A 12,574-nucleotide genomic window follows, 5' to 3' on the forward strand; every position below is an offset into this window, starting at 1 on the left:
ACCACGCAGGCGGCCGCGTCGAACAGGACAAGCAGCCGGACGTAACGCCGTTCCCAGGTCACCTGAGCGCGGTAGCCGCCCGTCTCGACGGCGGCCGGGCTCACCCTCCCCGCGCTGTGCCGCCCGCCGGGCCCGGTGGCCGTGCGGCTCGGCGGTGCGCCGGCGGGCCGGCCGGCCGTTCCCGCCGGCGCGTCCGGCGGGAACGGCATCCCCTGCCCGCCGCGGGTGCGCGGAACGAAGTTCGACCCAGCGGTCGCGCGCGTGCCGCCGGACACCGTCTCCGTCACTCGTGGTCCCCCCCAGCACCGCGACGGTGCGCGTTGACGACACCGACCGGACCCGGCCGAATGGACTGGCCCAGTGGCGCCGGCACGTGCCCGAGCCCGAACGAGGATCCGAGCGGGCCCGGAGGTGTCATCGTCCTCCCCGTTCGGCGGCCCGCGGCACCCCTCGCTCAGACAGCCACGAATTCATCCCTCGGTGGTACATCGACCGGRCCTCCAGCGATCTTCCCCCCGCCACTGACTGTGGGCCATCCCGAACGACGAGCCGAACGCACGCATCATCCAGGTCCCGCTGGAGTGTGTCGGCACACACCGGAGCGAACTGGAGTACCGGACGCCGACACGGGTGGCGCTCCGTGGTCACGGGGGCAACGTTACCGGCTGCGCCAAGACGATTTACCAGCGGCCCGGCCAGGCGATGGCGGCGTGGCGCCCCGACCGCCGACCGTGGCGATGGCGTGATCCGTGCGTTTATGGYGACTCACAGTAACAGAGATGCGGTCGTCGGGCAGCGACCGCCATGACGAACCTTCCGAGTCGACGAACCTTCCAAGTCCGCCCACCGATGCGGACATGACGGACACCATCGACCCACGGACGCCTGACGCATACACTGCGCACACAAACAGCGGCGATAATGCTACTCTGCGTTATGGATCGCGGGTCTCGACTCGGGATCCGTCGGCTGCCCGCCCCCGCGGGCGCCGGGGGGTGGGGCTGTGCGATCCGGCGCGCCCCGTGCGACGTCGCCGACGTGATATCGCCGGGGTGATGTCCCCGGGATTGATGTCACCTGGAGTGATGCCGCCCGGGTGAGGCCGGTGAGCACAGTCACGGGACGGTCKGCGCCTGCCGGACGGGTGGGGGCGCCCAGGCAGGCGCCGGCTGCCGTCCCGGTCCTCCGCCGGTCTACCCGGCAGCCAGCCGCCTCAGGGCAGGGCGGTGACGACGTCCGCCAGCGGCTTGCGGGCACCGGTGTAGAACGGCGTCTCCAGCCTGGTGTGCCGTCGCGCCGCGCTGGCCCGAAGGTGCCGGATGCAGTCGACGATCCGGTGCAGCTCATCCGCCTCGAAGGCGAGCAGCCACTCGTAGTCGCCCAGTCCGAACGAAGCCACCGTGTTGGCCCGGACGTCCTCGTACTCCCGGCCCATGATCCCGTGCTCGGCTAGCATCCCGCGCCGTTCATAGTCCGGCAGCAGGTACCACTCCAGCGAGCGGTTGAACGGGTAGACGCAGAGATAACCGCGGGGGTCCTCCCGCCGGACGAAGGCGGGGATGTGGTTCTGGTTGAACTCCGCCGGCCGGTGCAGGCCGACCGCCGACCACACCGGACGCAGGTGCCCGCCCAGGGCCGTCCGCCGGAACCGCTGGTAGGTCTCCTGCAGCAGGTCCGGGTCCGGGCTCGTCCACCAGACCATCAGGTCCGCATCGGCCCGGTAGCCCGAGATCTCGTAGACACCGCGGGTGTAGACGTCCTTGGCCAGCGCCCCGTCGAGCAGGGCGGTCGCCTCGTCGATCAGCGGGGTCCGCTCGGCGGGTAGCGGACGGTCGGCCGCGAAGACCGACCATCCCGTGTAGAGCAGCTCCGCGTTGAGTTCGCGGGCCGATTTCGTAGACTCCGACATTCCCAGCCTCCTTCACCGGCGGCCGGACGCGGTCCGGGCCGGTGCACGTGATCAGATTCCCGGGCCCACCGGATCGGCCGGACTGCCCTGCGCCGTCCGGGTAGCCCTCAGCACCGCGTGCGCGGCGGTCTCCCCCGACCGGATGCAGGCCGGGATGCCTACACCGTCGTATCCCGCGCCGGCGAGGGCGATCCCCGCTGGAAGCCCCCGGCGCACCGCGGCGATCCGGTTGAGATGACCCGGCAGGTACTGCGGGAGCGCCCCGCCCCAGCGACTCACCCGGGTCGCTACCGGCCGACCGGACAGGCCGGTGATCTGCGCGATCTCCGCCGCCGCCACCCCGGCGAGCTCCACATCCCCGCGCTGCAGGTCCTGTTCGGCACCGGCGCGGCCGATGCTCGCCCGCACCACCGTGAGCCGGTCGGAGCCCAGGTGCGGCCACTTGGCGGACAGGAAGGTGGCCGCCTTCACCGCGGTGCCCGCCCGGGCGGGCACGAGGAATCCGCTGCCGGGTGGCGGCGCGGCGTCCCGGTAGACCAGCGTCACCAGGCCGACCGAGGCGTAGGGCACGCCGGCAAGCGGGGCGGAGGCATGCGGGGCCAGCGGCGCCAGCAGGGCGCGGGCCACCCCGGCAGGCACCGCGAGGATCACGGCGTCGGCCTGGAACGGCCCGAGGGCGTCCGCGCCGCCCACCCGGTCACAGTTGACCTGCCAGCCGCCCGCGGTCTTCGCGATCGAGCGGACGAGCACCCCGGTGCGCACGGTGGCGCCGGACTGCGCCGCCACTCGCGCCGCGAAGGAGCCCAGCCCCCCCCGAAGCGTGGCGAACAGCGGCGCCGTCGAGGTCGTCGTCGCGGGTCCGGTACGGGCCCGCACCCGGTGCGCGCCGAGGAGCAGCGAGCGGTCCTCGGCGAAGATGGGGACGAGCTGGGGCACGGTCGCCCGCAGCGACAGCGCGTCGGCCCGGCCCGCATACACCCCCCCGAGCAGCGGATCCACCAGCAGGTCGACGACTTCGCGCCCGACCCGCGTGCCGACGTAGCGACCGACGGTCGGATCGTCGGCGAAACGCGTCCGCGGCAGCACCAGGTCGGCGGCGGCCCGCACCAGCCCCCACGGGGACAGCACCCGCGAGCGGAGCAGGCCGAGGACGTCGGTCGGCACTCCGAGCAGGGTGTTCGGGGGGATGGGATGCAGCCGGCCGCGGATCCACAGTGAGGCTGACGTCGTGGCCGGATGCACGATCTCGTGCCCGAGCCCGATCTGCCGGGCCAGGCGGAGTCCGTCGGGAACCCGGGCGAGGAAGGACTCCGCGCCCTCTTCGACGTCCAGACCCTCGATCGGGGTGGTACGCAGCTTGCCACCGACCCGGTCCGCCGCATCGAGGACGGTCACTTCGGCGTGCCCGGCCAAGGCGCGGGCGGCCGAGAGCCCGGCGATACCCCCACCGACGATCACAACCCGCACGTTCCTGCCGCCCTTCACGTTGAGTGGTGCCGCCCGCCAGCTTTCACCATCGGGCCGGTGCCAGTGAACCGGCCCGATGAAGGCGGATCATCCGCCGTGGATCATCCGCCGTGGACAAGGTCGGCGACGTGCGCGAGCACGCCCGGATCGGTCTGCGGCAGCACCCCGTGGCCGAGGTTGAACACGTGCCCCTCTGCCTCGGCCCCGCGGGCGCAGACGTCGCGCACCTTGGCGGCGAGCACCGGTTCGGGGGCGAAGACCGCGGTCGGGTCGAGGTTTCCCTGCACGGCATGACCGGGCCCGATCCGCCGGGCGGCCTCGTCGAGAGGGACCCGCCAGTCGACGCCGACGACGTCCGCACCCGCCTGGCCCATCGCGGCGAGCAGCTCACCGGTGTTCACACCGAAGTGGATGCGCGGCACCTCACCGGCGAAGGCCGCCAGCACCCGAGCGCTGTGCGGCGCGACGTAGCGACGGTAGTCCGCCTCGTCCAGCGCCCCGGCCCAGGAGTCGAACAGCTGCAGCGCGTCAACACCGGCATCCACCTGGACGCGCAGGAAGGCGGTGGTGATGTCGGCGAGCCGGGCCAGCAGGGCGTGCCAGAGCTTCGGTTCGCTGTACATCAACGCCTTGGTGCGGGCGTGGTCGCGACTCGGTCCGCCCTCGATGAGGTAGCTCGCGAGGGTGAACGGCGCCCCGGCGAACCCGATCAGCGGGGTTGAACCCAGCTCGGCCAGCAGGAACCGGACCGCGTCGGCCACGTAGGGAACGTCGTCCGGCTCCAGTGCACGCAACGCGGCGAGCCCGACGGCGTCCCGCACGGGCTCGGCCACCACCGGTCCGATCCCGGCGACGATGTCGATGTCGAGGCCGATCGCGACCAGGGGCACCACGATGTCGGAGAAGAAGATCGCCGCGTCCGGCCGGAACCGGCGTACCGGCTGGAGCGTGATCTCCGTGATCATCTCGGCGTCCCGGCAGGAGTCGAGCATGGCGACTCCCGCGCGCAGGGCCCGGTACTCGGGCAGGACCCGCCCGGCCTGACGCATGAACCACACCGGCGTGGTCCCGGGGTGCTCCCGTCGACAGGCACGCAGGAAGGGCGCGGTGTCGGCCAGGCCGGGCCGCCGGGCGAGCGCTGMACCGCTCGGCGGGGGCGAGACGCCACCCGGCCCGGATCCGGGTCGCGCGTCAACGTGGAGGACAGGCATGGGTCGATCGTTRCACGCCTGTGGGAGGTGTGGGAGGACGGCCGTAGCGGGATGGGCCACCACACGGGCCTGACGGCTCCCAGCGGCGAGGACCGGGGAGTACGAACCGGAACGTTGCACATCCGCTATCTTCTACTCTGAGTAGAAGAACTTCCAGGTTCAGCCGGTGTCGGGCGCTCCCGCCCGTCGAGGCGGCGCTCGGCGGACGGGGACGAACGATCGAGCGGACGTGACGAATCCCGCGGTCGCCGTGGCACGGCCACGGCGCGTCCCGGGTCCCGGAGCGCCAAGGCGCCCGAACAGTGGAACACCTCAGTGTCATCTGCTACGCCGTCTGCTACTACACCGTCTGCTACGACGCCATCTGCTACGACGAGGAGTCACCGATGACCGGTCGTGCCCCGAGCGGCGCCTTCCAGCCCCTTGCCCTGGCCCGCGTCGTCTCGCTCGCCGAGGCGTCGTCCTYCCTTCTGCTGCTCGTCGCGACCGCGATCAAATACGGTGCCGGCTACCCGATCGGCGTGCGGATCCTCGGCCCGATCCACGGCGTGCTCTTCCTCACCTATTGCGCCCTCATCGGCTACCTCTCGATGGTCGGGCGCTGGCGCCGTAAGCGGACCGTACTCGCGCTGATCGCCGCGGTGCTGCCTGTCGCCCCGTTCTTCGTCGAGCGGCACTGGCTGCGCGGCGACGCCGTCCGGCTGGGCAACGCGGAGYCGGCACGCCCCACCTCGAAGCCGGCCGGCCAGGCGGGCTGAGCCTGGGGCCGGCCCGACCCCACCGGCCCACAGACCGGGCGATCCGCCCCGCACCGCCCCGAGACGGGCTCACGCGACACGCCGGAGAGAATGCACGGACATCCGCTCGTCCCGTGGCACCGTCAGTCCGGTCGGAATTGGGGTAGAGGGTGCGCGTCATCCCGCGTTCCTCTCCCTCCGGCCGTGGCGAATGGCGCGCGATCCGTGGTTATGCGCCCACCACGATCCAACGGGACGCATCACGGGCAGACGTGCGCGGGGAGTGGTGGTCGAGTGGAACAGGTCCGGATGAGCGCCGAGGATCACATCGTTCTCGTCTGCATCGCATGCCGCGACGAGCGCATCTTCGAGCAACCTCCGTGCTCCGACGGGCACGGTGACGACTGCCCGGAGTGGGCCTGCACCTCCTGTGGCACCGCGGTGCTGGTCGGGCCGGCCCCCGCGGAGCGGCCGACGACCCGGCCGAGGCCCGTGCGCGAGACCCCCGCAGTCCGAGATCTCCGCGGCCGCGATCGTGCCGCCGCGCGGATCCCGGCGTGAGCCTGCACAGTTCCGCCCCTCAGCCGGGGTACTCCGGACACCGGCTCACCGGTTCCCGCCCGCACGCAACGGGACCGAACCCGTACGCTCCGGCGTCTGGCCAGCATGATCACGACCGACGTCCTACCGTTGCCGTCATGGGGGTCGCGCAGTCATCCGAGGCGAGCCCTCCGATCTTCCTCGCGGTCACCGACGCCCTGCGCGCGGGGATCGCGCGGCTACGCCCGGAGGTGGCGGTGCACGAGGTGGCGGCACCCACCCGGGTCGCGCCGTTCTCCTTCGCTCTGGCCGGCGGGCTGACCGGGGACGAGGCCGACACCGCGGCCGGCCGGCTCATCCTGCTCATGGATCCCCAGGGACAGCCGGCCTGGCAGGGCACGGCCCGCATCGTCTGCTACGCCCGCGCGAGCATCGACCGGGAGATCGCCGGCGATCCCCTGCTCGCCGAGGTCGCCTGGTCGTGGCTGCGGGAATCATTGGAGGCGCACGGCGCGGGCGTGCGCGCCCTGGGCGGCACGGTCACGGCCACCGCGTCACAACGCTTCGGTGTGCTCGCGGCCGACGGGGACAGTTTCGACGTGGAGCTGCGCTGCTCCTGGTCACCCGACTGGGCGGAGACCGCCCTCGCATCCGACCGCGGCCCCGCGGGGCCGGACACGCAGGGCCGGCTGCCTTGGAGCGCCTCGGCGACGGTCGCCCACCTGCTCGCGTTCGGGGACCTGCTCGCGGCCATGGCCGGGCTTCCCCCACAACTGTCCGGAGTCATCACGCTACCAACTCGCCGGAGTTGACCGCGTCACACCGGCCCGCCGGACGGACAGCACCGCACCACCCACCGCGCGCCGCGGCCGACCTTCCACCGCGCACACCTCCCATTACCACGTCGTTACAAAGCGTATAAATAACGCGATTCGCTGTAGGACACGGCTACCTCCGTCAGGATTCAGACGTACGATCACCGATCGTGACGTCGACGGTTCCTGAATCAACACAGCAGGTCAGCGGGGGTGTCAGCGCAGAGGTGGAGGTACAGCCCAGCACCGGTGCTCATGAGCCCATCCCGCTGCTCATCCCTGCGGACGGGGTACCCCCCGTCATCGTTGACACCRCGGAACTCGCCGCGGCGGCGGAACGCCTCGCGGCCGGCATCGGGCCGGTCGCGTTCGACGCCGAACGCGCGTCCGGTTACCGGTACAGCCAGCGGGCCTACCTCGTCCAGATCCGACGGCGGGGCACGGGCTCGCTGCTCCTCGATCCGATCGCGCTCGAGGATCTGAGCGTCATCCAGGACGCGGTGGGCGGGGTCGAATGGGTGCTGCACGCCGCCAGCCAGGACCTTCCGTGCCTGTCCGAGCTCGGTCTGCGGCCGAGTCTGCTGTTCGACACGGAGCTCGCCGGCCGGTTGCTGGGCTACGAACGGGTCGGGCTGGGGATAATGGTCGAACGGGTGCTGGGCTACGGGCTGGAGAAGGGCCATTCGGCCGCGGACTGGTCGACCCGCCCGCTTCCCGAGCCGTGGCTGCGCTACGCGGCACTCGACGTCGAGCTGCTGGTGGAGTTGCGCGACGCGCTCGAGGCGGAGCTGATCGAACAGAACAAGATCGAGTTTGCCCGGCAGGAGTTCGCCGCGATCGTCGCGGCCCCGCCACGCGAGCCACGGGCCGAGCCGTGGCGCCGGACGAGCGGGATCCACCGAGCCCGGTCCCGCCGCCAGCTGGCGGCGGTCCGGGCGATGTGGACCGCCCGGGACCGGCTAGCTCGTACCCGTGACGTCGCGCCGGGTCGCGTCCTCCCGGACAGCGCGATCATGGACGCCGTGCTGAACGCCCCCACCGACGCGGCCGCGCTGGTCCGGCTGCCCATCTTCTCCGGACCACGGATCCGCCGCACCGCGAACGTCTGGCTCGACGCCCTGCGTGGCGCCGCCGCACTGCCCGAGGAGGAGCTGCCCGCCCCGGCCGGACCGGGCGGCGACGGTCTGCCGCCGCCCAACCGCTGGGCCGAGCGCGACCCGGTGGCCGCGTCGCGGCTGGCCCGGGTGCGGGCCGCGCTGGCCGCCCTCGCCGCCGCCCACACGATGCCGGTGGAAAACCTCCTCGAGCCCGCGTTGTCCCGGCGGCTCGCCTGGTCCCCGCCGAATCCCCTGACGGACACGGCCGTCGCCGGGGCGCTGCGGACCGGCGGGGCACGCCCCTGGCAGATCAAGCTGACGGCCGCTCCCCTGCTCACCGTCCTCGCCGAGCCGCCGGCCGAACCGACGGAACCGGCCGAACCGGCCGAACCGGCAGCCGAGCCGGCGGGCTGACGACCGGATCCGCGGGTCGTGGGCCAGGGACGGACCGGCGCATCACGGCATCGGCCTCCCCGGGCATCCGGCATCCATGGCTCCGGGATGTCTACCGGCTGGTAACCGCTGCCGTAGGCTAGCCGTGCCGGCGGTATCCGCGCCGGTGCCGGCTGGCTGTCCAGGCCCTGGAACCGGGTTTCGGACAACGGCCGACGTTCGACGGCGACGAACCGGCGGTCGGTGGCGGCCGCGGGTCGGGAGGTCCCGTGTTCGGATCATCCAGAAACTTCGTACGCGACGTCGTGTTCGTCGACGGGGTCCGAACCCCGTTCGGGAAGGCCAAGGGCGTCTACGCCGAGACCCGTGCCGACGATCTGATCGTGCGGGTGATCCGGGAGCTGCTGCGACGCAATCCTTCCCTCCCCCCCGAGCGGATCGACGAGGTGGCGATCGCGGCCACCACCCAGATCGGCGATCAAGGCCTGACCATCGGCCGGGTCGCCGCCATCCTGTCCGGGTTGCCGGAAACGGTGCCGGGCTTCGCGATCGACCGGATGTGCGCAGGCGCCGTCACGGCGGTGACCACGACGGCCTCGTCGATCGCCGTCGGCGCCTACGACGTGGCCGTGGCCGGCGGGGTGGAACACATGGGCCGCCACCCGATGGGCGAAGGCGCCGACCTCAACCCCCGGTTCGTCGCCGAACGGCTCGTGGACACCTCCGCGCTGGTGATGGGCTCGACCGCCGAGAACCTGCACGACCGGTACCCCAAGATCACCAAATCGCGGGCGGACGCCTTCGCTCTGGCCTCCCAGGAGAAGGTCGCCAAGGCGTACGCGAACGGTCAGATCCAGCCCGACCTCGTCCCGGTGGCCGCCCGGCACGTCGAGACGGGCTGGGAGTTCGTCACCGTCGACGAGCCGCCGCGACCGGACACCACGCAGGCGGGGCTCGCCGGGCTGCGCACGCCGTTCCGGCCGCACGGGCGGGTGACCGCGGGCAACTCCGCCGGGCTCAACGACGGCGCCACCGGCTGCCTGCTCGCCGCCGCCGAGGTGGCGGCCGAGCTAAGCCTGCCGGCGAAGATGAGCCTGGTGGGTTTCGCGTTCGCCGGAGTCCCCCCCGAGGTGATGGGCGTCGGGCCGATCCCGTCGACGGAGAAGGCGCTGGCCCGCACCGGCCTGACCATCGACGACATCGGCCTGTTCGAGCTGAACGAGGCCTTCGCCGTGCAGGTCCTGGCCTTCCTCGACCACTTCGGCATCGCCGAGGACGATCCCCGGGTCAACCCGTACGGCGGGGCCATCGCGTTCGGTCACCCACTGGCGTCCAGCGGGGTGCGCCTGATGACCCAGCTCGCCCGGCAGTTCGCCGAGCATCCCGAGGTGCGCTATGGCATGACGGCGATGTGCGTGGGTCTCGGCATGGGCGCCACCACGATCTGGGCGAATCCGCACCACGCCGCGGCCAACTGAGCAGGTACGACGACCGAGCAGGCACGACGACCGACCCGGGACGACCCGTCCGACACGACCGGGCCCGCGGCGGAACCGAGGGGAGATCCATGACCATCGACGAGGTGACCCTGTCCTTCCCGGGCGAGGTCGTCACGGCCGCCCACGTCCGCTACGCGCGGCTGCCCGAGGTGGCCGGGCCCGTCGCCCTGATCACCCTCGACAACGGTCATGACCACACCCGGCCGAACACCTTCGGCCCGGCCGGCCTGCGGTCCCTGCTCGCCGCCGTCGACGAGATCGAGGCGCACGACCCGCCGGTCGCCGCGATCGCCGTCACCGGCAAGCCGTTCATCTTCAGCGTGGGTGCGGACCTGTCCTTCCGCTCATCGCTCACCGACCCGGAGCGGATCCGCCCCTCGCTCGCGGCGCTCGGCCGCCTCGGGCACGAGGCCTTCGCCCGGGTGGGTGAGGGTCGCCTGGGTGACCGGAAGGTCCCGACCTTCGCCCTCGTCAACGGGGCGGCGCTGGGCGGCGGGCTGGAGCTGGCCCTGCACTGCGACTACCGGGCGCTGTCCGCCGGCATTCCCGCACTCGCCTTCCCAGAGGTCTTCCTCGGCCTCGTCCCGGGCTGGGGCGGCACCCAGCTGCTGCCCAACCTCATCGGCGCCGAACGGGCGGTGTCCGTCGTCATCGGCAACGCGCTCAGCCAGAACCGCATGCTGCGCGGCCGGCAGGCGTTCGAGCTGGGTCTCGGGGACGTGCTGCTGGAGCCGGCGGACTTCCTGGCGGAGGCGCTGCGCTGGGTGGGCCAGGTGCTGCGCGGCGATGTCGACCCGGTGGCCGCCCGCGCGCCGGTCGAGCGGGGGGCGGGCTGGGCGGAGGCGATCGCACGGGGCCGGACGCTCGCCGACGCGAAGCTGCACGGGGCCGCGCCGGCCGCCTACCGGGCGTTGGACCTCCTCGCGCTCGCCGAGACCGCCGACCGCGCCACCGGGTACGCGGCCGAGACCGAGGCCCTCGCCGATCTGTCCGTCAGCGACGAACTCGCCGCCAGCCTGTACTCCTTCGACCTCGTGCAGAAGCGGGCGAAGCGGCCGGTGGGCGGGCCGGACCCGGCGCTGGCCCGGCCCATGACGAAGGTCGGGGTGGTCGGCGCCGGCCTCATGGCAAGCCAGCTCGCCCTCGTGTTCGCGCACCGGCTCGAGGTGCCGGTGGTGCTCACCGACATCGACCAGGCCCGGCTCGACGCCGGGGTCGCGGGGGTCCACCAGGAGGTCGACAACCTCCTGCTGCGCCACCGCATCACCCCCGACCAGGCGAACCGCTACAAGGCGAACGTCACCGGATCCCTGACCAAGGACGCCTTCGCGGACGCGGACCTCGTCATCGAGGCCGTCTTCGAGAACCTGGCCGTCAAGCGGACCGTGCTCGCGGAGCTCGAGGCCGTCGTGGCGCCCACGGCCGTGCTCCTGACGAACACCTCGGCGCTGTCGGTCACCGAGATGGCCGCTGGGCTCGATCATCCCGAACGGGTAGCCGGGCTGCACTTCTTCAATCCGGTGTCGGTCCTCCCCCTGGTCGAGGTGGTCCGCGCTGCCCGCAGCGACGACGCCACCATCGCGACGACGCTGGCCGTGGCGAAGAACCTGAAGAAGAACGCGGTCCTGGTCGCCGATGCCCCGGCGTTCGTCGTCAACCGGCTGCTGACGCGGTTCCTCGGGGAGGTGCTCGGCGCGACAGAGGGCGGTACGCCGCTCGAGGAGGCCGACCACGCCCTCGATCCGCTGGGGCTGCCGATGTCCCCGATGACCCTGCTCGCCCTCGTCGGGCCGCCGGTCGCCCTGCACGTCGCGGAGACACTGCACGCGGCGTTCCCGGACCGGTTCCGGCGGCCGACGGCTCTCGCCCGGCTGGTCGAGGCGGGCCGGAGCGGCGTCTACACCACGGGCCCGGACGGCGTCCAGACCGTCGACCCGGACGCCGCCGCGCTCATCTTCACGCCGTCCCCGGCCGCCACCCCGCTGACCGGGGACGAGGTACGCGAGGCGGCGCTGCGGGCGCTCGCCGAGGAGATCCATCTGATGCTGACCGAGAAGATCGTCGCGGAGGCCGCCGACATCGACCTGTGCATGATCCTCGGCGCCGGCTGGCCGTTCCACCTCGGCGGCATCACGCCCTACCTGGACCGTAGCGGCATCAGCGAGGCCGTCACCGGGCAGCGCTTCGCCCCGCCGGGGGTCGCCACCCTGCGCTGATCCAATCGGCCGCCCTGACCATCGGCGCCGGTCAGGCCGTGCGGACCGGTGGCTCGTCGTCGCCACCGCCGCGTCGRCCATCGCCGGGGGAATCATCGAACGGGYCCGGCTGCTGAAGATCCGGGGGCAGCGACGGGTCCAAGGAGAACGGGGCGCCGGGCGTCAGCAGGCAGTAGCTTCCGGATTCCTTTCCCACCTGGTACGTCTCGTGGCTCGCCGCGGCGCTGCCGCGCCGGACGTCGACCTGAACCTCCCGGACCGTCGGGGAACCCACGGACCGGTGGATCTGCACTCTTCGCACGGCGAACGAGGCGATACCGCCCTGGACATCGTCCAGAGCCCGCATGATGATGGCGAACTCGGACGCTGGGCGGCGTTCCTGGACCGACGGGCAGAGGCGGACGTAAGCGGCCTCGTAGCGCGAGTCCCTGACCTCCATCAGGTAGGCGCGGACGGCGTTGGCAGGGCCGTCGGTGGAGCGGAGGAGCAGGAACAGACCGGTTCCGCCCGCGCCGGTCAGGAGGGCGAGCACGAGGACGAGCGGGATCAGCCACCGGGCCCGACTACGGCGGGGTGCCGGCGGCCCGCCCGGCCACCCGGGGCCGCCCCACGAGATCGGCGGGACGGGCGGGGGCCACCCGGGTGGCCGTTGCGGGTCATGGTGCACCCCCCACCCTCCTCCCACTTTCC

General features: G+C 72.6%; 10 protein-coding genes and 1 pseudogene. 6 read left to right on the forward strand and 5 right to left on the reverse strand.

The window, feature by feature from the left end; translation table 11 throughout:
• The 4 genes and pseudogenes from KBI5_RS13190 to hemE all read right to left on the reverse strand — a co-directional run.
• Positions 1-287 (reverse strand): annotated as a pseudogene (locus KBI5_RS13190) (sugar transferase); the annotation flags it as partial.
• Between the two features lie 926 nt (positions 288-1,213).
• Positions 1,214-1,909 (reverse strand): hydrogen peroxide-dependent heme synthase, encoded by a 696-nt coding sequence (gene hemQ, locus KBI5_RS13195; RefSeq protein WP_011435779.1) that lies wholly within the window; start codon positions 1,907-1,909, stop codon positions 1,214-1,216.
• 51 nt (positions 1,910-1,960) lie between these two features.
• Complete coding sequence (gene hemG / locus KBI5_RS13200; RefSeq protein WP_011435778.1) at positions 1,961-3,376, reverse strand: protoporphyrinogen oxidase; 1,416 nt, start codon at positions 3,374-3,376, stop codon at positions 1,961-1,963.
• A gap of 101 nt (positions 3,377-3,477) precedes the next feature.
• Positions 3,478-4,587 carry a uroporphyrinogen decarboxylase gene (hemE, locus tag KBI5_RS13205; protein ID WP_063579476.1) on the reverse strand — a complete coding sequence of 370 codons (1,110 nt, stop codon included), beginning with the start codon at positions 4,585-4,587 and terminating at the stop codon, positions 3,478-3,480.
• A 302-nt stretch (positions 4,588-4,889) separates the two neighbouring features.
• On the opposite strand from hemE, the gene KBI5_RS13210 reads away from it, so the two are divergent.
• From KBI5_RS13210 to KBI5_RS13235, 6 genes are all read left to right on the forward strand, one after another.
• A complete protein-coding gene (locus KBI5_RS13210) occupies positions 4,890-5,345 on the forward strand; it encodes a DUF3817 domain-containing protein (RefSeq protein ID WP_085015396.1) in 456 nt (151 codons plus the stop codon).
• Positions 5,346-5,633: 288 nt separating this feature from the next.
• Positions 5,634-5,885 (forward strand): hypothetical protein, encoded by a 252-nt coding sequence (locus KBI5_RS13215; protein ID WP_023841679.1) that lies wholly within the window; start codon positions 5,634-5,636, stop codon positions 5,883-5,885.
• Positions 5,886-6,022: 137 nt separating this feature from the next.
• Positions 6,023-6,676 (forward strand): DUF3000 domain-containing protein, encoded by a 654-nt coding sequence (locus KBI5_RS13220; RefSeq protein ID WP_011435775.1) that lies wholly within the window; start codon positions 6,023-6,025, stop codon positions 6,674-6,676.
• A 173-nt stretch (positions 6,677-6,849) separates the two neighbouring features.
• Entirely contained in the window at positions 6,850-8,190 is a 1,341-nt protein-coding gene (locus KBI5_RS13225) for an HRDC domain-containing protein (RefSeq protein WP_241882856.1), read from the forward strand.
• Between the two features lie 248 nt (positions 8,191-8,438).
• Positions 8,439-9,647 carry an acetyl-CoA C-acyltransferase gene (locus tag KBI5_RS13230; RefSeq protein ID WP_011435773.1) on the forward strand — a complete coding sequence of 403 codons (1,209 nt, stop codon included), beginning with the start codon at positions 8,439-8,441 and terminating at the stop codon, positions 9,645-9,647.
• 89 nt (positions 9,648-9,736) lie between these two features.
• On the forward strand, positions 9,737-11,884 hold the full coding sequence (locus KBI5_RS13235; RefSeq protein WP_085015398.1) for a 3-hydroxyacyl-CoA dehydrogenase NAD-binding domain-containing protein: 2,148 nt from the start codon (positions 9,737-9,739) through the stop codon (positions 11,882-11,884).
• Between the two features lie 31 nt (positions 11,885-11,915).
• Here KBI5_RS13235 and KBI5_RS13240 read toward each other — a convergent pair whose 3' ends face one another.
• Positions 11,916-12,551 carry a hypothetical protein gene (locus KBI5_RS13240; protein ID WP_133057022.1) on the reverse strand — a complete coding sequence of 212 codons (636 nt, stop codon included), beginning with the start codon at positions 12,549-12,551 and terminating at the stop codon, positions 11,916-11,918.
• Between the last annotated feature and the right edge of the window lie 23 nt (positions 12,552-12,574).

Source organism: Frankia sp. KB5 (assembly GCF_002099325.1).
Lineage (GTDB): Bacteria > Actinomycetota > Actinomycetes > Frankiales > Frankiaceae > Frankia > Frankia casuarinae.